The sequence below is a fragment of the Cobetia sp. PDI-12MA genome (assembly GCF_059507695.1).
This window is the reverse complement of sequence record NZ_CM183351.1, coordinates 1615488-1639213: the sequence shown is the minus strand read 5'-3', so window position 1 is coordinate 1639213 and position 23726 is coordinate 1615488. Positions and strand designations below refer to the sequence as shown.

Genomic DNA, 23726 nt, shown 5'->3' with positions numbered 1-23726 from the left:
TAGGGTTTATTTGCATTTGATGCATAGATCATCGGCTGTGATGCTTCACGAAGGCGCAAACAGACAGGAGCGCGTTCCAACATGATGCATTCACTTCCTTGCATGATCCTACGTGGCGGTACCTCTCGGGGTCCCTTCCTGCGTCTGGATCACCTTCCCGCCGATGACGAAGGCCGTCGCGAAGTTCTGCGTCAGGTCATGGGCTCCGGTCACGCATTGCAGATCGATGGTCTGGGCGGTGGCAATTCGTTGACCAGCAAGGTCGCCCTCGTCGGCCCGCCCAGTCATCCTAAGGCTGATGTCGATTACCTGTTCGCTCAGGTCGACGTAGAAGGCGACAAGGTCGACTTCTCGCCCAACTGCGGCAACATGCTGGCCGCCGTCGGCCCCTACGCCATCGAGACCGGCATGATCGCGCCGCAGGGTGACCTGACGCGTCTGCGGATTCATAACCTCAATACCCACACGCTGATCGACAGCCAGGTGCCGACGCCCGACGCCGCGGTGGCCTACCAGGGTGACACGCGCATCAGTGGTGTGCCCGGCGCCGGCAGTGCCATCAAGCTGGGCTTCCTCGGCGCGGTGGGTGCCAAGACAGGCAAGTTGCTACCCAGCGGCCAGATCGTCGACGTGATCGATGGCGTCGAGGTGACCTGCCTCGACTCCGCCACGCCGGTGGTACTGATCGAAGCGGCAAGTCTGGGCTGGGCAGGCAACGAAGCGCCGGCCGAGATGGACGCCAACCGCGAGGCGATGGCACGCCTCGAGCAGATTCGCCTCAAGGCGGGAGAGTTGATGGGCATGGGCGACGTCAGCGGCTCGGTGCTGCCCAAGCCGGTAATTCTCTCCGCCCCGCGCACTCAGGACGGTACTCTGTGCGCCCGTTATTTCGTGCCGCACCGCTGCCATGGTGCCCTGGCCGTCACGGGGGCCATCACACTGGCCGTTGCGACCAGCATCCCGGGCACCCTAGCCAATCGTGTGGCACTCGCAGCCGGCACTCTGGCACCGGATGGCCTAGCGGCAAACGTCCATCTGGAACATCCCGCCGGATTTCTGGATGTCGAGGTCGAGCATGCCAATGCCGACCCGATGACCCCCAGCCGCGTGTCTCTGCTGCGCACGGCACGCAAGATCATGAGTGGCGAGGTGTTCTTGAACCTCCCCGACTCGGTGGAGATGCCTGGGCGTGCATGACACGCCAGACGACCGCACTGGCAAGCGCCAGAGGCGAAGAGTTCGTCAACAGGCAACGAGCAGGTACTGCAGTATATTGATTTACAATGAATTTTCGCTAAACGAAATAGCCTGACTGCGCCGCCATGCAGATAGCGCATCACTGATCGACAACGCATTCCAACAATAATCAGGAGTCAGACCATGTCCCTCATCGTGTCTACCCCCAAGCGCCAGACCCTCAAGCGTCATGCCCGTACCACCGCATTGGCCTTCATGTTGCCCGTCATGGGCCTGATGCCACTGTCCTCAGCCGTTCACGCCGCAGCGGAAGTCCCTGACACCCTGACCTGGACCGTCCCGTTCGGTGTCGGGGGCGGCACGGATGTCTGGGCACGCTTCATGTCCAACTGGGTGACCAGGGACCTGCCGGGCAACCCGGCTGTCGTCATCGACAACGTCCCGGGCGGTGGTTCCATCACCGGCGTCAACCTCTTCAGCAAGCGTGCCGGCGATGACGGCGACGAGATGGTCGTCACCTCGGCCTCTACCCAGTATCCGGCCATGCTGCGCGACCGGCGCGTGCGCTATGACTATGCCGACTGGGAGCCGATCTTCGCCGCACCGACAGGGGGTGTCGTCTACGCCTCAAGCTCGCTGGGCAAGGACAGCGCCAGTGCGCTCGAGGCCCTCGCCTCCCAGGAAGTGAAGTTCGCCGGCCAGAACCCGACCGGGCTCGAGATGCCGGTGCTGATGGCCTTCGATCTGCTCGAGTTCCAGGTCGACCCGGTCTTCGGCATGAAGAGCCGTGGTGAAGGCCGTCTGGCCTTCGAACGTGGCGAAGTCGCCCTCGATTTCCAGACCACCTCCGCCTACAAGAGCAACGTCACGCCGCTGGTCGATGCCGGCCAGGCCGTACCGCTGTTCAGCCTTGGCGTGATGGATGACGAAGGCCGTATCGAGCGCGATCCGTCCTTCCCGGACCTGCCGACCTTCTCCGAACTGTATCTGGCCCAGGAAGGCCATTCACGTGACGACGAGGCCTACCAGATCTTCCACAAGTTCTTCGCCTCCGGTTACGCCATGCAGAAGATGCTGCTGGTGCCGAAGGACGTGGACCCGGAGCTGCTGGAGCTTTACCGCCAGGCCGCACGTGATCTGGCCAAGGACCCCGAGTTCCTCAAGGAGGCCGCCGAGAAGGTCGGGCCCTATGGCCTGATGGTCGGCAAGGCCGCCGCGACCCAGCTTCAGAAAGCCATGCAGCTGAGCGAAGCCGAGCACGAATGGGTCAAGAACTGGCTGATGGAACGCCACAATATCCGCCTGCAATCTCGTTGAGGCGCGCAATCACACCCGTAACGGTCTGCCCCCCGGGTGTGATGGGGACCCACTCACGGGGCTGCCGACCAGCAGCCCCGTGAGCCTTTCACTCCCTGCCTCACCATGCTCTCCCCGGCACCGCCTCTGAGTGTTAGAGAAGCATCTAGAGAAGAACAAGAGGTTGAGTAACGCCATGATCGACACTCTCCTGTCCAGCATTGGACACGTCTTCACGCTGACGCATCTGCTGTTCATGATGATCGGCATCTTCGTCGGCCTGCTGGTCGGTATCATTCCCGGCCTGGGCGGCATCGCCGGCATGGCCCTGCTGCTGCCCTTCCTCTATGGTCTGGACCCGGGTTACGCCTTGGGCATGCTGATGGGCATGGTCGCGGTCATTCCTACCGGCGATACCTTCGCCTCTGTCCTGATGGGCATTCCCGGTTCCAGCGCGTCGCAAGCCACGGTGCTGGATGGCTTCCCGCTGGCCAAGAAGGGCCAGGCAGCCCGCGCGCTGACCAGTGCCTTCCTGTCTTCCCTGTGTGGTGGCGTGATCGGTGCCATCATCCTGACCGGCTTCATCCTCGTCGCACGTCCCCTCGTACTGGCCTTCTCGTCAGCCGAATTGTTCGTGTTGACCTTGCTGGGTCTGACGATGGTGGCGGTGTTGTCGGGCAAGAACCTGTTCAAGGGCACCGCAGCCTGCGGCCTCGGCCTGCTGGTCGGTGCCATCGGCGCCGCACCGGCGACCGGCGAGTACCGCATGAACCTGGATATCGACTACCTGTACGACGGCGTGCCGCTGATCGTGCTGGGTCTGGGCATCTTCGCCCTGCCGGAAATCGTCGAGCTGCTGCTGGGACGTGGCAGTATCGCCAAGAACGGCAACACCGACCTGGGCAAGGGCTGGTCTGCCGGCATCAAGGATGTGGTCAAGAACAAGTGGCTGGTCGCGCGCTGTGCCGGTATCGGCAGCCTGATCGGGACCATTCCGGGTCTGGCGGGTTCCGTAGTCGACTGGATCACCTACGGCTTCGCGGTCAAGACCGCCAAGGACCCGAGCCAGTTCGGCAAGGGCGACGTCCGCGGCGTCATCGCGCCGGAATCCGCCAACAATGCCTGCGCCTGTGGTGCCATGGTGCCGACACTGCTGTTCGGGGTGCCAGGCTCCGGCACGGCGGCGGTCTTCCTGGGCGGGCTGTTGCTGCTGGGCCTGGAACCTGGCGTGTCGATGATCACCACCAATCTGGACATGACCTACACCATCATCTGGTCTTTGGCGCTGGCCAATATCCTGGGCGCGGGCCTGTGTCTGATGCTAGCGCGTCCGGTCGCGCAGCTGACGCGTGTACCCTTCGCCATTCTGGCCCCTGCCATCACCGTGCTGATCCTGTTCGCTGCCTATCAGGCCAGCCGCTCGCTGGGTGACTGGGCCGCGCTGGGCATGATCGGCATGATCGGTGTGCTGTTCAAGAGTGCTGGCTGGTCGCGTCCGGCCTTCCTGATCGGCTTCGTGCTGGCACCGGGCGCCGAGAACTACTTCTATCAGAGCATGCAGTTCCACGGCGCCGAAGCCTTCCTGCGTCCGGGCGTACTGATCATCCTCGGCCTGATCCTGCTGGCCTTCTTCCTGCCGGTGATCCGCAAGGCGATCATGCGTCGTCGCCAGACCCATGAGGTGGTCGAGACCGCGCCGTCGCCGGAAGAGGATGTGCTGGAATCGCGTGGCTTCGGTGGCGTCGACTTCCTGCTGCTGTTGATGATGGGCGCAGCCGCCCTGTGGGCGCTCTATGACGTCAAGGACCTGATGCCGCTGGGCAAGGCCTTCCCGACGCTGGCCGCCTTCATCACGCTGCTCTCGGTGATCGCCGTGGTCTTCAACGGCTGGCGTCGCGGCATGATTCTCGTCAAGCAACCGGCCTTCAAGGCAGTGGGTGTGGTACTTGGCTTCTTCGTGCTGATCGGCGTCAGTGCGCTGCTGGGCTTCGTCTCCACCGCCGTGCTGTTCTGCCTGGGCTTCCAGCTCACCATCGCGCGCAAGTCGCCGCTGTTCGCAGGGCTCTTCGCGCTGGGCGTGGCAGTCTTCCTGCTCGGCATGCAGGCGGCGATGAACCTGCACTACCCGACGGGTCTGCTGGATGACGTGGTGCTGCCGATGATTCCCTTCCTGTAAGGCCAACTGCATCATAAGCACAATGCAGCACTCGAGTACGACATATGCAAGCGGGCACCCATTGGGTGCCCGCTTGCATATTGTGACAACCCCAAGCCCATTGTCAGATGCTCGCCGCCATCACGGCTCAATCGACGCGATGAAACCTGGCTCGTGCCGCCTGTGGCGACACCCCGAAATGACGCCGGTAGGCCGTGGCGAAGTTGCAGGCATGGGCATACCCCACCTGATGCGCCACCTGCTGAATGCTCACCCCGCGCCGCAGAGCCTGCTCGGCACACCGCATGCGACATTCACGCTGATAACTGCCCAGTGACTGCCCGAAGGTCTGGCGAAACTTGTGGCGCAAGCCGGAGGGGCTCATGCAGGCCAGCCGCGCCAGTTCCTCCAGCGAGTGTGTGCCATGCGGCACGGCGGCAAGACGCTGGCGCACCGCCTCCAGATGTCGACAGGCGCCGTGGGGGCGCGATGGGGACACTAATGGCGATGCAGGGGGTGCGGGGGGTGCGGGGGCTGCGGGGGCTGCGGGGGCTGCGGGGGCTGCGGGGGCTGCGGAGAACGCAGGCACCTCCTGTGCCTCACCAGCGCGGCGCTTGAGTGCCGCCCCCAGCAACTGCAGCGCTATCCCCTGCCACTCCATCATCTCCCCCTCGCAGGCGGGGGTCGTTGGCATCTCGCACTCTCGTTGTGGGCCCTCACCATCAGGGGCTCTGACACGCTCATCCAGTTGCTGATGAAGCCAGCGCCCCGGCGTCCAGCCCAGCGGCTGGGAATGACGCGCGCACGGCAATGCATCCCAGTTCGCCAGACCCCGCCGTACCTGCAGGGACTGGCTGGCCTCGCCCTCCAGATGCAAGCTGATACAGCGCAGGCGGCCTTGAGGGTGATAGCTCTTAAGCGTCGGCGGCGCAGACTGCGTTCTCGCCGGGCGAAAGATCCCCCCTTGCCCCGCGGACAAGTCGATCCCCGCGCCGTCCAGGCCTGATAGTGTCAGTCGCCCTTCCAGCACCAGGCAGAGATAAAGGCCCTCATGAAACTGATGTTGGCCGTGATAGGCGCGTGACACCTCTAGATCACACAGCGTCAGATGCGCATCCCGCCAGGGATGCAGGTTCTGCACCTGCCCCTCGCAATACGGATAATTCGCCGCTCGCCAGCCTCGCCGCTCGCTGAGCGATGAAGGGCGCTGTTGAGGTGAGGCCATAACGCGGCGAGTGGCCCGACTGTCGGCTATGTCTCCAAGCGGCTGTGACATGACGCTGCAAATCCCTGCAAGGTGAATCCTGGTGAAGGCCTGCCGCCTGCTGCGGGTCGCACTGACGGCTGAAAGGGCGCACGGTGCCACTCAGCGGCCACGCCAGGCCGCGGCTTGCGTTCACAAAATACAATGAATATCGAAAGCAAAACAATCTCATTATCATATAAGTATTGCATCTTGTCTCATGTAAAGCCCTGTTCTCTCTTCCAGCCCTCTTACAGCCCTCTTGCATCCCTCGAGTCAACGGCACTTTGCGGCACAGGCTGGCAAGATTGGCCAGCAGGCTGAAAACCCTGCGAGAATTCACGGGTTTGACAGTGCTGCGCCTTATGTCACTAATGGATGCCTTTCCCCCAAGGAGCACGCCTCATGTTTCTGTTGATCCTGTTTGCCGCCATCGCGATTGGCATCTCATTCATCTGCTCCGTGCTCGAGGCGGCGCTGCTGTCGCTCTCCCCCAGCTATGTGGCCAGCCTGAGAGACCAGCACCCCAAGCGCCACGCCGCTCTGGCCAAGCTCAAGGACAATATCGACAAGCCACTGGCCGCCATCCTGACGCTCAATACCATCGCGCATACCGTCGGTGCCACGGGGGTGGGCGCGCAGGTATCAGTCGTCTTCGGGGAAGCCTGGGTGGGCGTGGCCTCAGCGGTGATGACGCTGCTGATCCTGGTGGCCTCGGAAATCATCCCCAAGACCATCGGTGCCACCTATTGGCGTCAGCTGTCGCCGATGCTGCCCGGCGTGCTCAATGCCATGGTCATCGCGCTCAAGCCGCTGATCTGGCTGTCGGAGTTGATCACCTCGCGCATCGGCAAGGATGCCCATGACATCGATGTACGTGGCGAGATCAAGGCACTGGCCCAGATGGGGCTCGACAAGAAAGCCCTGGAAAACGATGAACAGCGCGTCATCACCAACATCCTCAATCTGCATGAGATGAAGGTGCGTGACGTGCTGACGCCGCGCCCTGTCTGCCAGACGGTCAGTCCCGAGATGAGCGTGGCCGAATTCAATGACCAGCTGACGATCTGGCCCTTCAGCCGCTACCCGGTGATGACCACCGATGAACGAACACTGGGCATGATCCACCGGGCAGATGCCCATCAGGCAGAGCCCACTACGCCGCTCAAGGACCTGATGCGCCCGATCAGCGAGCTGCACGCCGAAGACAACGTCGAACATGCCTTTGGACTCATGCAGCGCGAACGCCAGCATCTGTGCGTGGTCTACGACAACCTCGGCAACTGGTTGGGTGTCATCACGCTGGAAGACGTGATGGAGACGATCCTGGGTGAAGACATCATCGACGAGACGGACAACGTGGCCAATCTGCGCCGCTTTGCCCGCCAGCGATGGACTAAGCGTATCGGTGCCAACACCTCAAACGCTCAGCCTTCCGCTGCAACGGCTACAGGTGAGGACACTGCCCCGGGTGATGAAGCCGGCCCTGAAGAAGGTGCTTTACCCGTCCACGAGCGGTCCGATAAAGACGCGAGCTCTGCCAAAGGGCCTGCCAAAAGTGCCGACGACAGCAAGGGCTAGGCTCATCCCTTCACGCTTGTGACCCTCTCGTAGGCAAAAGTCCCGTGAAAGTCGTGGCCAGACACGACTATCGCGGGACTTTTTTTATTGTCGCTTGTTGAAGCTGCCCGATAACCACTTGATTCCTCTTGCGAATATCCACTCTCAAGCAATCGAATAATTTCTTTCTTCCAATCTCGGTAATCAATCCCCGGGCGCGGTGCTAACGTTAATTACACACGACGGGCAGCGAACGAACCGAGATAACATAATGATATACAAGGAATTTACGACGTTCCGGGCTGAACAGAAAGGCGCCATTCTGTATGTGACCTTCGATTATCCGCCGGTCAATATTCAGGACATTCCCATGCTGGCCGACCTGACCATGCTGTCGCAGAAGCTCGAGCGAGACAGCGACATTAAGGTGGTGGTCTTCCAGTCAGCCCATCCAGAGATCTTTGTCGCCCATGCCGACGTGGACTTTCTCAAGGACATGTCGACTCATGCGGTTCACCAGGGTGAGGTCAAGCTGCTGGACCTGCAGGTGGTCCTCGAGCGCGTAAGCCGCCTGCCCCAGGCGACCATCGCCAAGATCGAGGGTTTTGCCCGCGGCGATGGTCACGAATTTGCCCTGGCCTGTGACATGCGATTCGCCGCACGTGGCAAGGCCCGTTTCATGCAGATGGAAGTCGCGATGGGCATTCTGCCCTGCGGGGGTGGTGCCTCACGCATGGCACGTCAGGCAGGCCTTGGTCGAGCGCTGGAAATCATCCTCAGCGCCAAGGACTTCGATGCCGATCAGGCCGCCGAATACGGCACCATCAATCGTGCGCTGGACCCGCAGGAGATCGGGCCCTTCGTCGACTCGCTGGCCGAGCGAATCTCCTTGTGGCCATCAGCCGCCATCAACGCCTGCAAACAGGCCGTCTATGCCTCCATCGACAAGCCCATCGAAGACGCCTTGAAGGAAGAAGCCTATTGGCTCTATCAGGCCACCAGCCAGACCGCCGCCATCAAGCGCTTCCAGAATGCCTATGACAGCGATGTCGAAAACGACATGACCGCCCAGCGCAACTGGGACCAGATCGTGATCGACGTCCAGTCCATCGTTTGAGAATACGTCCTGCAACGTAAGCAAGGATGCCCTTTCGGGGAGTAGCAACACTCCCTATTTTTGGATTCTCCCACCCCTATTTCGGAGCCATACCATGCATATCGATGACCACTCCCTGTGCAACGACTTCCCACAGCAACGTGAACTCATCCTGCGCCTGATCAATGGCAATGAAGGGTTTGCCCGCATCGCGGAAGCGTATACCCGCATAGACACCGAGATTCATGCCCTGGAAGTCGATGATCGCCGATCAGCGATGACGCCATGCACCAGCTTAAGCACCAGCGCAGCCTGCTCAAGGATGGGCTGTAGGAGCGAATGATGGCGGCTGAGTAAAGCGACGACTGCTCATTATCTGGAAAGACCCGCTGATTATTATTCATCGGCTTGTGTGACTGACTAGCTAGAGATTGCCTGATCAGCTGACCTTTGCAGGCCGGCTAACCTTTTTCCGGATATAGAAATGCATACTTCCCCCTTTAACAGGCCTACGGCATACATCTAGATAATCCAGTTTCTGAATCATCGCCCCAAGCTTGCTGGCACCATGATCAGACGGTTTCAAGTCGGGCATCTTCTTCTTTAGATATCCACCAACTGCTGACAAAGGAGCCCAACCATCAACTTGTTGCAGTTCATTCACCGCATTCAAGATATGCGACCTCAACTGCCTCTGTGCCTTGGTCGGCTTGACGAGCGCTACCGGCTCAGCGGCTGATTTGCTGACTGGCATGGCCGGGACAGGCTTCTCAGCCACCTTTCGCAGTCCTTCGCTGTAGATGAACGTGTCACACGCAGACACGAATGGCTGAGGTGTCTTATCTTCGCCGAAGCCATACACCAGCATGCCGCTCTCTCTCAAACGAGCCGCGAGGCGCGTAAAGTCGCTGTCCGAAGAGATAAGGCAGAATCCCTCCACGTTCCCCGAGTACAGCAAGTCCATGGCATCGATGATCAACGCAGAGTCAGTTGCATTCTTGCCCTGGGTATAGCTGAACTGCTGAACCGGATGAATGGCATGACGCAGAAGATGCTCTTTCCATGGCGCAAGATTCGGCGTCGTCCAGTCTCCGTAAGCCCGCTTGATGGTGCTGACCCCCAGCTTTGAAATCTCTGCCAGCAGCGCTTCGCAGATAGCAGCCTGCGCATTGTCAGCATCAATAAGTACCGCCAATCTATTGCGTCCTATCTGTGACATGTATCACTCCATGATGTACGTCACTGAAATCCTGTTATCTCTCTTGGAGATAATATGTCATATATTGACCCTGATGATCCCCAGATACGTCATGGTCTTGGCAATCGCCTTCTAGCCGGTTTCAAAGCCCTCTATCAAGGCATCCATCAGCACCCTCACTCGCCGAGGAAGAATCGACGTCTCCGGGCGGACGATATAGAGGCTGGTATCTGCGCCGTCCCCACGTACGTCTTCCAGCAGCGGGATCAAGCGCCCGGAAGCGAGGTCATCGGCAATGAGATAGTGCGGCAGACAGGCAATGCCGCGGCTGCCCAGACAGGCGGCGTGCAGCGTTTCCAGAGAATTGGAGAGGAAGCCACAACGCATGTCGGGCAACGACGTGAGTCCCCAGGCATTGAAGCCGCCGGGGAGATTCAGGATCAGGCTGACATGCTCCGCCAGCTCCGGTACTGAGCGCGGCGTGCCATGGCTTGCCAGATAGTCCGGCGATGCACAGATGACGCGATGATTGGTGGCCAACCGCCTGGCGATCAGGCCGGGCTCGGGCTGTGCGGTGCTGCGGATCGCCAGATCCATCCCTTCATGGACAAGGTCGACCACTGCGTCCGACAGCGTCAGGTCCACGATCACCTCGGGATAACGCTCCATGAAGCGCAAGAGCAGGGGCATCACCTGCCGCTTGCCCAATGCATGGGAACACGAGAGGCGAATACGCCCCTTGAGTGCGCCGCTGCCTTCGGCAATCTCCTGCTCGACATTGTGCAGGCGCTCCTGCAGCTCACGCGTCTCCAGGGCATAGAGCTGCCCCGCTTCACTCAAGCGCATCTGCCGAGTGGAGCGAATCAACAGCTGGGCACCAAGGCGCTGTTCCAGCTGCGCAATGCGCTTGCTGATCGCGGAGTGGGTAATGCCAAGCTGGCGCGCCGCCCCGGTGAAGGTGCCGGCGTCGACGACGGCGTGAAAGATGTCGAGGTCCGTATGCGGTTTCATATGTTCCATTTGCTCACGAATACTGTGCACAGACAACGGATTATCACCAGACACTGCGCATGCCATCATGACATCTGTTCCTTATGAGCCAGATTCAGTCCCCAACGAGACATCCCCCATGACAGACCAGCCGACAGCCTCCGTCCTGTTCACGCCCTTCACGCTGCCAAGCGGCCGAATGCTCGCCAACCGAATCGTCAAGGCTGCGATGTCGGATTCTCTCGGCGATGGCACGGGGCACCCCAGTGAAGCACAGCTGCGCCTTTACGAGCGCTGGGCAGAGGGTGGCGTGGCGGCGTCGCTTATCGGTGAGGTACAGCCTGACCACCACCACGCCGAGAAACCCGGCAATCTGGTGCTCAACGCGCAGTCCGATCTCGCGGCCTTCACGCAACTGGCCCAGCGCGGTCAACAGCACGGTGCAGACCTCTGGCTGCAGCTTGGCCACGCCGGTGCGATGGCCTACCCACCGACCAGCACGGCGCATGGCCCCAGTGCACTGGATATTCCCGGGCTACGTTGCGAAGCCATGAGCCTGGAGGCCATCAAGGCATTGCCCGCGGCCATGGCAACGACGGCGCGCCTGGCCTGTGACGCCGGGTTTGGCGGGCTACAGGTGCATGCGGCACACGGCTTCCTGCTCAGCCAGTTTCTGTCTCCCCTCTTCAATCAGCGCACGGATGACTACGGCGGTAGCCTCGACAACCGCATGCGGCTGATGCGTGAAGTGATCATTGCCGTGCGTGAGGCCGTCGGCCACGACTACCCAGTCATGGTGAAACTCAACTCCAGCGACCAACTGCAAGGCGGTTTCGAGGAGTCCGAAGCGTTGCAGGTGATAGCGGCACTCGATGAACTGCCCATCGATCTGATCGACATCAGTGGTGGCACCTACTTCCCCGGCGCCAGCTCGGCGTCAGATGCCAGTGCCAGCGGCCCCTACTTCGTCGAATTCGCCAAGCGTGCACGCGAGGCGACAACCCTGCCCCTGATGGCGACCGGCGGCTTCAAGACACTCGCCCAAGCCGAAGACGCCGTGGCACAGGGAGCCGTCGACCTTGTCGGCCTGGCCCGCCCGTTGGCGCTACACCCATCACTGCCCGCCCTCTGGCAAACCGGAGAATGCCCCGCACCAGAATTTCCCCGTTTCAGCGCGCCACCTGAAGGCGGGGTGACAGCCTGGTATACCTTGCGCCTGACTCAGCTGGGTGAGGATCGTGAGCATGAATCACTGGGCGAACTGGAGACGGTGCTGGCCGACTATGAAGCCCGCGACGCCGCGCGCGCCGAGGCCTGGAACGAGCACTTCTCGAGCTGAGACGTTTTCAGTAGGACAGACGCAAAACGCCGCAGCGCTGACGCTGCGGCGTTCATGTTTCAGTCCCTTGCAGTGATGCAAGTCAGGTCGTGGGAAACCACACCAATGAAGCGTCTTCAGGCAGCGTGGTGCACACTGACTGAAGGCGCTTCACTGCCGCCCCTGTTTCCCTGCAACTTGCCCTGGCGCTGATAGCTGCCCTTTCCCTTGCGCGCCTTTACCACGCGTTGCTTGAACATCGGGGTACGCAGCACCGCCTTGAGCGCGTTGTCCTGCACCTTGCGCTTGTGAGTCATGGTGTCTTCTCCTGTAGCTTCTCCATCACCTGAGCAGTATACGCCCTTTCGACATGCAGAGTGATCAACCTTCGCCTCTCCCCTCATCGTTGGTCTGGTGAGCGAATATTCTGCGAATAGTCCAGCAGATCCACTAGAAAATCCTTCAGCGCCCCAGCAAATCCTCCAGAGAGAATCATTTGCTAATCTGGCGCCCTTTTCCCTCCTGATCCCTGTTCTTTCTTCATACATACACCACTCACTAACCTGCCCTATTTTCCATCTATCTCACACCCTACTTACCCCAGACCTCCAAATCATGAGCGCCAATCTTCTTGACCAATAGATCATTTCATTCCACTACCCGCTTGAGTTAGCACGTCTTGAATAGACAGAAAGGCATTCACCTTCGAATCAGCACTGCAATACGGCAATCCTCTTTTCTTTCCACACAGAAAATAGGGCAGAACAGATCAAGACAAACAACAAACAATATATAAAAACCCTTTAAAATCAAAATTTTGTAGAATCTAATCATTAGCCATCAGCCGATAGATCACTTCATCAACAATGGCCGCCATGAAAAGACACATTCTCAAAAACTATACAATCAAAGTCTAAATATTCTCATTATCGCGTACACTTTACCTACCAGGAATCAATGAGTCACATTTGAGATGGCGCATCATTTCTGCGAGGATACCTCACGTTTCGCGAGCCCTAGCTTACTATCAAGGCAAGAGAAATATGGCTTACGCATTCAGGATCAGCGAAATGACGGGCGGCTATTCCAGTGGACTCATCACCTTTCCATGCCAACCCTGCGCTGGATAACCTTTATTATTATCGCAACAACTACATAGGAAAAATCATGTCGTCAACATGACATGATGCAACACGAAAATCACTGAACAAGACACCTCATCACAGTCTCAACAGGAAATACCCATGACAAAACGCATTGCGATCATTGGCGCAGGGCCGAGTGGCCTGGCACAGCTGCGCGCCTTTCAATCTGCCGCTGACAAGGGTATCGACATTCCCGAGATAGTCTGTTTTGAAAAGCAGAGCGACTGGGGCGGCCTGTGGAATTAAAGCTGGCGCACCGGTCTAGATCAGAACGGCGAACCCGTTCATGGCAACATGTACCGCTATCTGTGGTTCAATGGCCCCAAGGAGTGCCTGGAATTCGCGGATTATTCCTTCGAGGAACATTTCGGTCACCCGATCGCCTCGTACCCGCCACGTGCGGTGATCTTCGACTACATCAAGGGTCGGGTCGAGAAGGCAGGCGTGCGCAAGTATATCCGCTTCAACTGCCCGGTGCGCCACGTCAGCTTTGACGACACCCGCGAGCAATTTACCGTCAGTGTCCATGACCTGCAGGCCGATACGGTCGTTCAGGAGCAGTTTGATCACGTCATCGTGGCCTCCGGACATTTCTCGACGCCCAATGTGCCGGAATTCCCCGGTTTCTCGAACTTCAATGGGCGCATTCTACATGCCCATGAATTCCGTGATGCACTGGAATTCAAGGGCAAGGACCTGCTGTTGCTCGGCAGCAGCTATTCCGCCGAGGACATCGGCTCACAGTGCTACAAGTATGGTGCGCGCAGCATCACCACCAGCTATCGCACCGCGCCGATGGGCTTCAAGTGGCCGGATAACTGGGAAGAGAAGCCGCTGCTGGTGAAGGTCGATCGCGATACCGCCTATTTCAGTGACGGCAGCCACAAGCGCGTCGATGCCATCATCCTGTGCACCGGCTATCTGCACCACTTCCCGTTCCTCGAGGAGTCGCTGCGCCTCAAGACCCAGAACCGCATGTGGCCGCTGGGGCTCTACAAGGGGGTGGTGTGGGAAGAGAATCCGCGCCTGTTCTATCTCGGCATGCAGGACCAGTGGTACACCTTCAACATGTTCGATGCCCAGGCCTGGTGGGTGCGTGATGCGATTCTCGGCACCCTGCCCCTGCCGTCACGGGACGCGATGCGTGAAGACAGTCTGGCGTGGCGTGCCCGCGAGGAAACGCTGGAGAGTGATGAGGACATGATTCTCTTCCAGGGCGATTACGTGAAATCGCTGATCGAGGAGACCGACTACCCGAGCTTCGATATCGATGGCGTGAATCGTACCTTCCTGGAATGGGAGCATCACAAGCACGAGAACATCATGACCTTCCGCGATCACGGCTATCGCTCCTTGATGACCGGCACCCTGGTACCCAAGCATCACACGCCGTGGCTTGAAGCGATGGATGACTCGCTGGAAGCCTACCTGGCCCAGCCTGCCGGGGCCGAGACGCCATCCGAAGCGGAATCAGACCTTCAGGCGACGACTACGCCGCTGGTCTCCTGACGCGTTCTGGTCACTGTTCGCAAGAGCTTCTGTTCACGGGGAGGCAAGTCAGACGAGGCTGTACCAACGACTTGCCAGGCACCAGGCGGAGGGGCTAACTCCGCCTTTTCCTGAATCTAAACATCAACAAAAACTCATATAGCCCCGCTTTCATGCAACGCACGTCTTTCGCTGGCGATTGAACGCCTCATTTTCCCGACACTTCACAAGGACGCCCGATCTTCATGCGCATCGCGCTCTACTTCCTGATCTCGACCCTGTGCGAAATCGGCTGGGCCACGGGCCTGAAGGTCGCCGACAGCCCGCTGGAATGGGCACTGACGATGCTGCTGGTCATCATCAGCCTGAGTCTGGTCACCCAGATCGCCAAGACACTGCCCGCCAGCACCACCTACGCCATCTTCGTCGGCCTGGGCACGGTGGGGACAGTGGTCGCTGACCTGCTGTTCTTCGATCTCGAATTCCAGTGGTCCACGCTGGGCTTCGTGGTGCTGATGCTGATCGGCATCATCGTGCTCAAGACGGCTCCCAGCGCGCCTGCCGACAAGCTGCCTCGCGCGAGTGCCACACCGCAGACCACCCTCAGTGAATGACCAGGAGTGACGCCATGGATTGGGTCTATCTGATCGCCGCCGGCTGCTGTGAAGTCGTCGGCGTCACCGGTTTCAACCAGTACGCCAATCAGCATCGCCGCATGGGCGTGTTGCTGGTCGCGCTGGGCTTCAGCTCCTCCTTGAGCCTGCTGTATCTGGCCATGGACACCATCAGTCTGGGCATCGCCTACGCCGTGTTCTCCGGCATCGGGACCGTGGTCAGCGCCATCATTGGCGTGTTGTTCTGGCGCGAGCACTTCTCGTTTCGCCGCATGGCCTGCATCGGCGTCATCGTGCTGTCCATCGCCGGTCTGCACCTGTCCGGCGGGCATTGAGGATCGGTCGGCGGCTGATTATTGCCATTTGTGCAATAACCAATTGCCGCCCGGCGTCTTTTTCTGCCCGCGCCAGTGCACTAGCCTCGTGAACCAGCCTCCCGGACTCGGCACCGCAGGCACCCGCCTGAGTGCCTGTCCCTGCGGCATCCTCTGACAACCCATCGTGAAGGAGGTCTCGTTCATGTCAGCGCCCGTCCCTACCCGCATGGCGTTCGTCAATTATCAGCTCGACCGCCCAGAAGGCCTGCAGATCAAGGTGGACCCGAACGGCGAGACTGGTCGCCGCATCGAGCCGGAGCACGACCGCCGCGGCGTCAGGCTGCAGGACCTGCGCGCCACACCGCCCAGCTTCGCCTGCCAGGGGCTACTGTTTCTCGACACACCCGAGCTTGCCGTCGATGTACGCGATGCCAAGGTGCGCGATCGCCTGCACACACCGGCCATCGAGGCATTGCTCAAGCAGCAGCTCGGCGTCAGTGAAGTGCAGGTGTTCGACCACACCCTGCGCGGCTTCGAGGGTGAGCGCGTGCCGGCGCAGCATGTGCATGTCGACTACTCGCCGCGTTCTGGCCCGCAGCGCGTGCGCGACCTGCTCCCGCCCGAGCAGGCGGAGCAGTGGCTGAGCGGCCACTACGGCATCGTCAATGTCTGGCAGCCGGTCGAGCAGGCAGTCGCACGTGACCCGCTGGCCTTCGCCGATACCCAGAGCGTGCAACACGAGGACTGGGTCAACATCGACATTCTCTATCCGGACCGCTGCGGCCAGATCCAGGGCCTCGTGCACAATCCGGCTCACCGCTGGTACTTCGCCTCCGAGATGCGCCCCGACGAAGCCATCGTCTTCAATGCCTTCGACAGCGCCGGCAAGCCGCCGGTCGCGCATACCGCGGCCGAGCTGCTCGATACGCCCGACGATGCGCCGACACGCACCAGTCTCGAGACGCGGGTATTGGTCCGCTATCCCGACTGAGGTGTCACGGCCGCTGGGTGATAACAGCTGGTCGATAAAGACTGGTCGGTGGCGACTGAGCGCCGCGGTCGAGATGGCAGACACCTGGCCCATCCGGGTAGCTACCCCTCTCGCCGCTCTCACGACCTTATCGGCACTCGCCGCCAGATGACCGTCGTCCAGGCCTCCCTCCTTGCAGGCCTGGCGGCCACCGCTTGGCGGCCACCAGGTTCTCGTCACACATTCTTCGTCATTCAGGAGCTTTGCCATGAGCTTGTCTTTCCATGTCGTCCGCCACGAACGCGGCTTCTCTCCCACGCCCCTGCCCATCTGGACCGACAACGGCGACGTGTCTGATCTCTTTGAGGCCGACGCGACACCAGAGGTGGTCCGTCAGGAAGTCGAGGGAGTCCCGGGTGCCTTCCAGCTGCTCAATGTGCTGACACCCGCCGAGGCCGACAACTTCGTCGCCGCCCTGGAGGAAATGGGCTTCGAGGAAGATGCGCCCGTCTCCCTGCCGCGGTCGGTACGCCACAACCACAACGTCAACTGGGTCGTCAGTGAAGCGGTCGATCAGGTCATCTGGCAGCGCTCGGCGCCGCTGGTGACCGAGCAGATCCAGGGCGAAGGCGCCAAGGGCATCAATGCGCGCTTTCGTGTCTATCGCTACGAGGCCGGCGACTTCTTCAAGCCGCACACCGATGGTGCCTGGCCGGGCAGTCGCGTCATCAATGGCGAGATCGTCCAGGACGCCTATCCGGGCCTGATGAGCCAGTACACCTTCCTCATCTTCCTCAGCGATGGCTATACCGGCGGGCGCACCGAGTTTCTGGTCAGCCGTCGTGACCCAGGCAAGCCGGCCCAGTCGCAGGATGATATCCAGAAGGTCTCGGTCTCCACGCCCAAGGGCGGCGTACTGTGCTTCCCGCATGGGTCGCATCCGCAGCACTGCGTGCATGCCAGCGAGCCGATCCGCGACGGTGCCAAGTACATCATCCGCAGCGATATCCTCTACTGATGGCTGCCTGAGCATCAGTGGCTAGGCGCCGCTTGGTAGGTACCGCCTGGTAGGTGCCCAGCGCGCAGCCTGAAAACACGAAGGGCCCGATCTCTCGAGACCGGGCCCTTCGTGTTTTCCTGCGTGCCATTCAGAAGGCTTGTCAGCAGGACAGCCGCTCGCGGCGGGCAAGCAGGAAGTCGACCCAGGCACGTACGCGCGGGTTGTGCTGATTCTCGCGCGCGAAGACGACGTGGATACCGGTGTCGAAATCCGATGAGGTGACCTGAAAGTCCTCCAGCACCGGCAGCAGGCGGCCACTTGCCAGCTCTTCTCGAATGGCCCAGAGCGGCTGTACCACCACACCGGCACCCCCAAGCGCCGCCTGGGTGAGAATGTCGGCATTGTTGGTGCGCAGCGCGCGGGCGCGCACCGAGATGCGATGCTCCCGATCGCCCTGCACCAGCCGCCAGTGATGATTGGCGGTGGTATAGCTGAAGGTCAGCAGACGGTGCTGCTCCAGGTCCTGTGGCTGATGGATAGGTGGCTGGGCGGCGAGGTAGGCCGGCGCGGCAGCCAGCACGAAGCGCTGATCACTGATATGGCGCGCGATCAGGCTCGAATCTTCCAGATGGCCGATGCGCAGGGCCACGTCGAAGTGGTCCTCGACCAGGTCCACCCGCTGGTCGCTGCTGACGATATCCAGCGCCACCTCGGGATAGCACTGCATGAACTCGCTCACCAGCGGCGCCAGATAGAGACGTGAATAGCGCCACGGCACCGAGATGCGCAGCGGCCCCGCGACCCGCTCACTCAGCGTCTCCAGCTCATCCTCCAGCTGGTCCACCTCGGCCAGAATGGCGCGAAAGCGGATCAGGGCGCGCTCGCCGGCCGGCGACAGCCGTACATGGCGCGTGGTGCGCACCAGCAGCGGCTCGCCCAGCTGGCGCTCCAGATGATTGACGTGACGCGTCGCCGTGGAACTGGCGATATCCAGCTCTCGCGCCGCTACATTGAAACTATGATGCTCCGCCACCTTGAGAAAGGTGCGCAGGCGTTGGGTCAGTTCGTTCATGGTGCTCCTGCGGTGCCCTCAATCGAAAGGTCGGCGTCCTTGTCGTACAGCCAAGTGGCCAGACAGCCGGTTGGCGCTCGCCAGCCACGAGCATATCATCGACGCACCGCAGGATGATCGCGACATGAGGATGAACGACATGGACATGATAAGCAGCATGAAAGGACTCGCCGGTGGCGTCCTGATCGGTCTTTCGGCAGTGATGCTGATGGCCTTTCTGGGACGTATCGCCGGTATCAGTGGCATCACGCGCGGCGCGCTGCTGGAACCAGGCCCGGACCGCCGCTGGCGTCTCGCCTTCGTGCTCGGGTTGATCAGCGGCCCGATGGTGCTTTTGCTGCTCAATCTCGACTGGGGCAATGTGGCCGCAAGCACGGATACGCTGATCGGCAATCCCGCCAGCGGGGTGCTGAGCATGATGTTCGCCGGTCTGCTGGTGGGTATCGGAACAGGCATCGGCGGCGGCTGTACCAGTGGTCATGGCGTCTGCGGTATCGCGCGTCTCTCCCCCCGCTCGCTGGTAGCCACAGTGGTGTTCGTGGCTGTGGCCATGCTGACGGTGTTCGTGAGCCAAAATCTACTGGGGGAGACACCATGAAAACGGTCATCGGCTTTCTTACCGGGCTGGTCTTCAGCCTCGGGCTGACACTCAGCGGCATGACCGACCCCGCGCGCGTGGTCGGCTTTCTCGACGTGGCCGGAGACTGGGACCCCACGCTGATCTTCGTGTTGGGCGGCGCCGTCATCACCACCTTCCTCGGCTATCGCCTCGTCTGGCGGCGTGGCACTCCCCTGCTGGGCGAGCGCTTCCAGCTGCCCACGCGTCGCGATATCGATGGCCGCCTGCTGCTCGGCGCGGCCCTGTTCGGTATCGGTTGGGGGCTAAGCGGTTACTGCCCCGGGCCTGCCATCGTCTCCAGCAGCGCCATGAGTCTGCCATTGGCGGGCTTTCTGGTGACGATGCTGCTGGGCTGGTGGCTGGCCACTCGTCTGACGCGCAGCCACTGACCCAAGCGCTACGCGACTGTCTAGTCCTGAAATAGGTTGACACTTTGGGAACTCAAAACGCTCGATGCACCGCATCGGGCGTTTTGTATTTCAAGGCCAAGTGAGGCCGTGCCTGGTTATAGATATCAATCGACTCACGGACCTGTAGTGGCACAGTGAATCTGGCCACCTGACTTTGAGTGTATGATGGCTCACAGAGACAATCAGGTGCAGATGATGACGAAGAAGAGAACGTTTAGCCCGGAATTTCGCTTGGAAGCGGCCCAGCTCGTGGTCGACCAGGGCTACACGCAGAAGGCGGCGTGTGAGGCCATGGGGGTTGGCAAATCCACCATGGAATATTGGGTTCGCAGGCTTCGCGCTGAGCGGGCAGGCAAGGCGCCGCTGAAAGGTGAGGCTCTGACGCCGGAACAGCGTGAGATCCAGGAACTGAAGCGCAAGCTGCGGCGAGTGGAAGAAGAGAAGGCAATATTAAAAAAGGCTACCGCTCTCTTGATGTCGGACTCCCTGAGCAATTCTCGATAATCGAGCGACTTGAAGAGAGCTACGCGGTGCAGCACTTGTGTCAGGTGTTTGGGGTGCATCGCAGTAGCTACCGGGCTTGGCGTAGTCGGGATAGAAGACCTTGTGAGACTGAGCAGAAGCTGCTGGATCAGGTTGCCGAGGCGCATACCGTCTGTAACGGCTCTGCCGGCGCTCGTAGCATTGCAAAAATGGTCACGCAGGCAGGAATACAGTTGAGTCGTTATCGGGCCAGCAGGCGGATGAAGCAGCTGGGGCTGATGAGTTCGCAGCCGCCGAGGCACGCCTACAAGAAGGCTGATCAGCCACACCTGGATATACCGAATGTTCTTGATCGGGAGTTCGATGTAAAGCAGCCCAATCAGGTATGGACCGGCGACATTACCTATATTTGGACAGGGGCACGCTGGGCTTATCTGGCAGTGGTCATCGACTTGTATGCTCGTAAACCCGTGGGGTGGGCATTGTCCCTATCGCCGAACACGGAGCTGGTAAAGAAAGCGCTGACCATGGCCTACGAATCGCGTGGAGAGCCACGGAATATCCTGTTTCATTCGGATCAGGGTTGCCAGTACACCAGCCGGGCATTCCGGCAGATGCTCTGGCGCTACCGAATGACACTGAGTCTCAGTCGCCGTGGCAATGGCTGGGACAATGCCCCAACAGAGCGCTTCTTCAGAAGCCTGAAAACGGAATGGATACCAGAGATCGGCTATCCCGATGTTGCTGCGGCGAAGCGATCTGTCACTGATTATATGATCGGTTACTACAGCAGCCTCCGGCCGCACAAGCATAACGATGGGATACCGCCGAATTTGGCAGAAAAGAACTACTGGAATGCTCAAAGCTCGGTGGCCAAAAGCACTTGACCACTACACCCTAAAGATAGGTCAGAACGTGTCAACTATATTCAGGACGGGACAACCACAAGACAAAGAGCGACAGATCTGAAACGAAACGCCCCGCGACCGGATGAACGGTCGCGGGGCGTTTCGGTATGACGCTTGCGTGCGTGGCCTGAATATATCGAACGCGCGGCCCGAATATGGGGCTCGTACATGTCAGCGGGTAGCGGTTCTGTCCTGCCACGTGATCAGCCCCATCGCCCGATAGCACCATGCCGGGCTCATGAAGTTCCCCGAAATCTTCATTCTTGGCATCCCGCAAAGTATGTCTGGCATTTCGCAAAGCAAAAGTGCCGCCAGCGGGTAAATAATAATGATTATTATAAACAACTAGGGAACGCAGTCTTGGCTCACTCACTCCGCCGTCCAGGTTTCACTCGCTCGCCACTTGCCCTCTCCATCGCGCTCGCGACCTCTTCACTGCTCAGTGCCACCGCCGTTGCGGATGAGACTCGCACGCTTGAGGCGATGACCATCGTCGGTGAGGCGCAAGGCGGCACCACGGAAGAGACTCAGGCGTATACGGTCGACTCCAGCACCAGCGCCAATGGCTTGACCCTGTCGCCACGCGAGACACCCCAGTCTGTCAGCTTTCTGACCCGCCAGCAGATGGATGATGAGGCGCTGACCAGCACCACGGAGGCGATCAACCGCCTGCCGGGCGTGTCCTCCAATCGCCTGGACGGTACCCGCGCCAGCTTCCAGTCGCGCGGCTATACCATCCGCAATTTCCAGTTCGATGGCCAACAGAGCAACACCAGCAGCTTCTGGCCGTTCGGCGACGCCGAGTGGGACACCGCCATCTATGATCGCGTCGAGGTAGTCCGCGGGGCCACCGGCCTGATGACAGGCGTCGGCGATCCGTCCGCCACCGTCAACTTCGTGCGCAAGAAGCCGCTGGACGAAGCCGCGGCCAGCGTGACAGGCGCTGTCGGCAGCTGGGACCGACGACGTGGCGTGGTGGATGTCAGCACGCCGCTGGATGATGCCGGCAAGGTTGGCGTGCGCTTCGTGGCCGCCAAGGACCGCTCCGACAGCTTCATGGATGATGTCGAGAATGACCGCGAGACCCTCTACGGGGTGATCGCCGCCGAATTGACGCCTGACACCGAGCTGAACGTCGGGGTCGAGTATCAGCGCTATGACCAGGATGGCGCCTATCTGGGCGTGCCGCTCTACTACACCGACGGCACGCGCACCGACTTCGACCAGTCGGTCGCCAACAATACCGAATGGGCGCACTTCTTCACCGAGAACACGCGCGGCTTCGCCGACCTGACCCACTACTTCGCCAACGGCTGGAAGGCGACCGCCGCCTACAGTCATGGTGATGCCAACTATGGGCTGACCTACAACTACCGTGGCGGCTATGTGGATCGTGACAATGGCATCCTCTACTACGACAGCAATCGTCAGGTACCGACGACCTCGTATCTGGTCGACTATCGCGGTGATCGCACCCAGAAGAACCTGAATCTGAGCGCCGAGGGTCCCTTCGAGCTGCTCGGTCGTGAGCACCAGCTGGGCTTTGGCTACATGCAGCTCAAGGAAGAGTACGAGATCTGGAGCCGCACCCCGGCGAGCGCCGTGCCGGCGCTGGGCAGCTTCACCGATCGCGATGACCCGGCGCTGGCCGAGCCGGAATGGGGCGAATGGGGCCTGACCGACGACACCGAAACCGAGCAGAGCGGTTTCTACGCCGTGACGCGCTTCTCGCTGGCCGACCCCGTGCACCTGATCATCGGCGCCCGCCTGACCGACTGGGAGATCGACCAGGACTACCGTGGCGAACGCAGCTATGAATACAACGACGAGTTCACGCCCTATGCCGGCCTGATCGTCGACATTACCGACAACCTCACCGCCTATACCAGCTACACGCAGATCTTCAACACCCAGAGCGAACGTGCCCCCGATGGCGCCCTGCTCGACCCGCTCGAGGGCACCAGCTATGAAGCGGGCCTGAAGGCGGCGTTGTTCGAAGACCGCGCTGACGTGTCCTTCGCCGTCTTCCGCAGCGAGCAGGACAATCTGGCCGTCGAGATACCAGGCGTCTATGTCGCCGGCACCACCGATCAGGCCTACACCGAGTCCGACGGCGCCGTGGTCGAAGGCTTCGAGCTGGAAGTGGCCGGTGAAATCGCGCCGGGCATCAATCTCTCCGCCAGCTACGCACTGGTGGACGCCGAGGACTCTGATGGCACCCAGCTCAATACCAGCTATCCGCGCCAGCAGGCCAAGGTCTACGCCACCTGGCAGCTGCCCGGCGACTGGTCGCGTCTGACGCTGGGCGCTGGTGGCACCTGGCAGGGTGATACCTACAAGGATACCGACACGCCCAGCGGTACCGAGAAGGTCGGCCAGGGCGATGTCTTCCTCGCCAACGCCATGGCGCGCTATCGCTTCAATGACAACTTCAGCACCCAGCTCAACGTGTCCAACCTCCTGGATGAGGAGTACTACACGCAGCAGGGCTTCTACAGCCAGTACCTGTACGGCGCACCGCGCAGTGCGCTGCTGAGCATGACCTACGACTTCTGAGCACGGGCCCGCCCTGTCGACAGGACACTCGTCTCCACACGTAACGCTTGCCAAACCACTGACAGCCCCTCCCCGCCAGGGGCTGTCATCT

Annotated in this window: 20 protein-coding genes and 1 pseudogene; 16 read left to right on the top strand and 5 right to left on the bottom strand. The window is 60.6% G+C overall.

The genetic code is table 11. The features are described from left to right. The first annotated feature begins 81 nt into the window (after positions 1 to 81). The 3 genes from AC5WNI_RS07070 to AC5WNI_RS07060 all read left to right on the top strand — a co-directional run bounded on the left by AC5WNI_RS07070 (position 82) and on the right by AC5WNI_RS07060 (position 4669). Positions 82 to 1197, top strand: a complete 1116-nt coding sequence (locus tag AC5WNI_RS07070; RefSeq protein ID WP_368448840.1) for a 4-oxalomesaconate tautomerase — start codon at positions 82 to 84, stop codon at positions 1195 to 1197. A 183-nt stretch (positions 1198 to 1380) separates the two neighbouring features. Next, positions 1381 to 2514, top strand: coding sequence for a tricarboxylate transporter (locus AC5WNI_RS07065; protein ID WP_368448838.1), 1134 nt, complete (start codon positions 1381 to 1383; stop codon positions 2512 to 2514). Between the two features lie 175 nt (positions 2515 to 2689). Next, positions 2690 to 4669: a tripartite tricarboxylate transporter permease gene (locus AC5WNI_RS07060; protein WP_368448836.1), complete on the top strand. Its 1980-nt coding sequence runs from the start codon at positions 2690 to 2692 to the stop codon at positions 4667 to 4669. Positions 4670 to 4796: 127 nt separating this feature from the next. On the opposite strand, the gene AC5WNI_RS07055 is transcribed toward AC5WNI_RS07060, so the two are convergent. After that, complete coding sequence (locus AC5WNI_RS07055; RefSeq protein ID WP_495928982.1) at positions 4797 to 5789, bottom strand: helix-turn-helix transcriptional regulator; 993 nt, start codon at positions 5787 to 5789, stop codon at positions 4797 to 4799. Between the two features lie 507 nt (positions 5790 to 6296). Here AC5WNI_RS07055 and AC5WNI_RS07050 point away from each other — a divergent pair. From AC5WNI_RS07050 to AC5WNI_RS07040, 3 genes are all read left to right on the top strand, one after another. Beyond that, on the top strand, positions 6297 to 7472 hold the full coding sequence (locus AC5WNI_RS07050; protein ID WP_368448833.1) for a CNNM domain-containing protein: 1176 nt from the start codon (positions 6297 to 6299) through the stop codon (positions 7470 to 7472). Positions 7473 to 7722: 250 nt separating this feature from the next. Continuing rightward, positions 7723 to 8568 (top strand): enoyl-CoA hydratase/isomerase family protein, encoded by an 846-nt coding sequence (locus tag AC5WNI_RS07045; RefSeq protein ID WP_368448831.1) that lies wholly within the window; start codon positions 7723 to 7725, stop codon positions 8566 to 8568. 94 nt (positions 8569 to 8662) lie between these two features. Further along, the gene (locus tag AC5WNI_RS07040; RefSeq protein ID WP_368448829.1) at positions 8663 to 8890 is read left to right on the top strand and encodes an HP1242/YdcH family protein; all 228 of its coding nucleotides are present in this window, start codon (positions 8663 to 8665) and stop codon (positions 8888 to 8890) included. 96 nt (positions 8891 to 8986) lie between these two features. On the opposite strand, the gene AC5WNI_RS07035 is transcribed toward AC5WNI_RS07040, so the two are convergent. Together AC5WNI_RS07035 and AC5WNI_RS07030 are read right to left on the bottom strand one after the other, a co-directional pair. Next, the gene (locus tag AC5WNI_RS07035) at positions 8987 to 9766 is read right to left on the bottom strand and encodes an NYN domain-containing protein (RefSeq protein WP_368448827.1); all 780 of its coding nucleotides are present in this window, start codon (positions 9764 to 9766) and stop codon (positions 8987 to 8989) included. Positions 9767 to 9877: 111 nt separating this feature from the next. After that, on the bottom strand, positions 9878 to 10756 hold the full coding sequence (locus tag AC5WNI_RS07030; protein WP_368448825.1) for a LysR family transcriptional regulator: 879 nt from the start codon (positions 10754 to 10756) through the stop codon (positions 9878 to 9880). A 118-nt stretch (positions 10757 to 10874) separates the two neighbouring features. Between AC5WNI_RS07030 and AC5WNI_RS07025 the strand changes: the two genes are divergently transcribed. After that, positions 10875 to 12074, top strand: a complete 1200-nt coding sequence (locus AC5WNI_RS07025) for an oxidoreductase (RefSeq protein WP_495928979.1) — start codon at positions 10875 to 10877, stop codon at positions 12072 to 12074. Between the two features lie 116 nt (positions 12075 to 12190). Here AC5WNI_RS07025 and arfA read toward each other — a convergent pair whose 3' ends face one another. Then, the gene (arfA, locus tag AC5WNI_RS07020; RefSeq protein ID WP_368448821.1) at positions 12191 to 12370 is read right to left on the bottom strand and encodes an alternative ribosome rescue factor ArfA; all 180 of its coding nucleotides are present in this window, start codon (positions 12368 to 12370) and stop codon (positions 12191 to 12193) included. Positions 12371 to 13297: 927 nt separating this feature from the next. On the opposite strand from arfA, the pseudogene AC5WNI_RS07015 reads away from it, so the two are divergent. The 5 genes and pseudogenes from AC5WNI_RS07015 to AC5WNI_RS06995 all read left to right on the top strand — a co-directional run bounded on the left by AC5WNI_RS07015 (position 13298) and on the right by AC5WNI_RS06995 (position 17605). Further along, positions 13298 to 14707 (top strand): annotated as a pseudogene (locus AC5WNI_RS07015) (trimethylamine monooxygenase). Between the two features lie 224 nt (positions 14708 to 14931). Next, a complete protein-coding gene (locus AC5WNI_RS07010) occupies positions 14932 to 15300 on the top strand; it encodes a DMT family transporter (protein WP_368448819.1) in 369 nt (122 codons plus the stop codon). A 14-nt stretch (positions 15301 to 15314) separates the two neighbouring features. Beyond that, a complete protein-coding gene (locus AC5WNI_RS07005; protein WP_043332225.1) occupies positions 15315 to 15635 on the top strand; it encodes a DMT family transporter in 321 nt (106 codons plus the stop codon). A gap of 184 nt (positions 15636 to 15819) precedes the next feature. Beyond that, on the top strand, positions 15820 to 16608 hold the full coding sequence (locus tag AC5WNI_RS07000) for a CmcJ/NvfI family oxidoreductase (protein WP_368448817.1): 789 nt from the start codon (positions 15820 to 15822) through the stop codon (positions 16606 to 16608). A gap of 247 nt (positions 16609 to 16855) precedes the next feature. Continuing rightward, positions 16856 to 17605 (top strand): 2OG-Fe(II) oxygenase family protein, encoded by a 750-nt coding sequence (locus AC5WNI_RS06995; protein WP_368448815.1) that lies wholly within the window; start codon positions 16856 to 16858, stop codon positions 17603 to 17605. A 142-nt stretch (positions 17606 to 17747) separates the two neighbouring features. Here AC5WNI_RS06995 and AC5WNI_RS06990 read toward each other — a convergent pair whose 3' ends face one another. Beyond that, a complete protein-coding gene (locus AC5WNI_RS06990; protein WP_368448813.1) occupies positions 17748 to 18659 on the bottom strand; it encodes a LysR family transcriptional regulator in 912 nt (303 codons plus the stop codon). 139 nt (positions 18660 to 18798) lie between these two features. On the opposite strand from AC5WNI_RS06990, the gene AC5WNI_RS06985 reads away from it, so the two are divergent. The 4 genes from AC5WNI_RS06985 to AC5WNI_RS06970 all read left to right on the top strand — a co-directional run bounded on the left by AC5WNI_RS06985 (position 18799) and on the right by AC5WNI_RS06970 (position 23635). Further along, positions 18799 to 19257 carry a YeeE/YedE family protein gene (locus AC5WNI_RS06985; RefSeq protein WP_368448811.1) on the top strand — a complete coding sequence of 153 codons (459 nt, stop codon included), beginning with the start codon at positions 18799 to 18801 and terminating at the stop codon, positions 19255 to 19257. Continuing rightward, complete coding sequence (locus AC5WNI_RS06980) at positions 19254 to 19667, top strand: DUF6691 family protein (RefSeq protein WP_131431856.1); 414 nt, start codon at positions 19254 to 19256, stop codon at positions 19665 to 19667. The genes AC5WNI_RS06985 and AC5WNI_RS06980 overlap by 4 nt, the downstream gene beginning before the upstream one ends. Positions 19668 to 19883: 216 nt before the next feature. Further along, a protein-coding gene (locus tag AC5WNI_RS06975) for an IS3 family transposase (RefSeq protein ID WP_368448809.1) occupies positions 19884 to 21058 on the top strand; the annotation gives its coding sequence in 2 pieces (ribosomal slippage) (positions 19884 to 20139 and positions 20139 to 21058; 1176 coding nt in all). Between the two features lie 381 nt (positions 21059 to 21439). Further along, positions 21440 to 23635, top strand: coding sequence for a TonB-dependent siderophore receptor (locus AC5WNI_RS06970; protein ID WP_368448808.1), 2196 nt, complete (start codon positions 21440 to 21442; stop codon positions 23633 to 23635). The last annotated feature ends 91 nt before the right edge of the window (positions 23636 to 23726 follow it).

Excerpts from the sequence above, each read along its gene's own strand:
- AC5WNI_RS07070 (WP_368448840.1), top strand. The coding sequence starts at position 82 with ATGATGCATTCACTTCCTTGCATGATCCTACGTGGCGGTACCTCTCGG.
- AC5WNI_RS07065 (WP_368448838.1), top strand. The coding sequence starts at position 1,381 with ATGTCCCTCATCGTGTCTACCCCCAAGCGCCAGACCCTCAAGCGTCAT.
- AC5WNI_RS07060 (WP_368448836.1), top strand. The coding sequence starts at position 2,690 with ATGATCGACACTCTCCTGTCCAGCATTGGACACGTCTTCACGCTGACG.
- AC5WNI_RS07050 (WP_368448833.1), top strand. The coding sequence starts at position 6,297 with ATGTTTCTGTTGATCCTGTTTGCCGCCATCGCGATTGGCATCTCATTC.
- AC5WNI_RS07045 (WP_368448831.1), top strand. The coding sequence starts at position 7,723 with ATGATATACAAGGAATTTACGACGTTCCGGGCTGAACAGAAAGGCGCC.
- AC5WNI_RS07040 (WP_368448829.1), top strand. The coding sequence starts at position 8,663 with ATGCATATCGATGACCACTCCCTGTGCAACGACTTCCCACAGCAACGT.
- AC5WNI_RS07035 (WP_368448827.1), bottom strand. The coding sequence starts at position 9,766 with ATGTCACAGATAGGACGCAATAGATTGGCGGTACTTATTGATGCTGAC.
- AC5WNI_RS07030 (WP_368448825.1), bottom strand. The coding sequence starts at position 10,756 with ATGAAACCGCATACGGACCTCGACATCTTTCACGCCGTCGTCGACGCC.
- AC5WNI_RS07025 (WP_495928979.1), top strand. The coding sequence starts at position 10,875 with ATGACAGACCAGCCGACAGCCTCCGTCCTGTTCACGCCCTTCACGCTG.
- arfA (WP_368448821.1), bottom strand. The coding sequence starts at position 12,370 with ATGACTCACAAGCGCAAGGTGCAGGACAACGCGCTCAAGGCGGTGCTG.
- AC5WNI_RS07010 (WP_368448819.1), top strand. The coding sequence starts at position 14,932 with ATGCGCATCGCGCTCTACTTCCTGATCTCGACCCTGTGCGAAATCGGC.
- AC5WNI_RS07005 (WP_043332225.1), top strand. The coding sequence starts at position 15,315 with ATGGATTGGGTCTATCTGATCGCCGCCGGCTGCTGTGAAGTCGTCGGC.
- AC5WNI_RS07000 (WP_368448817.1), top strand. The coding sequence starts at position 15,820 with ATGTCAGCGCCCGTCCCTACCCGCATGGCGTTCGTCAATTATCAGCTC.
- AC5WNI_RS06995 (WP_368448815.1), top strand. The coding sequence starts at position 16,856 with ATGAGCTTGTCTTTCCATGTCGTCCGCCACGAACGCGGCTTCTCTCCC.
- AC5WNI_RS06990 (WP_368448813.1), bottom strand. The coding sequence starts at position 18,659 with ATGAACGAACTGACCCAACGCCTGCGCACCTTTCTCAAGGTGGCGGAG.
- AC5WNI_RS06985 (WP_368448811.1), top strand. The coding sequence starts at position 18,799 with ATGGACATGATAAGCAGCATGAAAGGACTCGCCGGTGGCGTCCTGATC.
- AC5WNI_RS06980 (WP_131431856.1), top strand. The coding sequence starts at position 19,254 with ATGAAAACGGTCATCGGCTTTCTTACCGGGCTGGTCTTCAGCCTCGGG.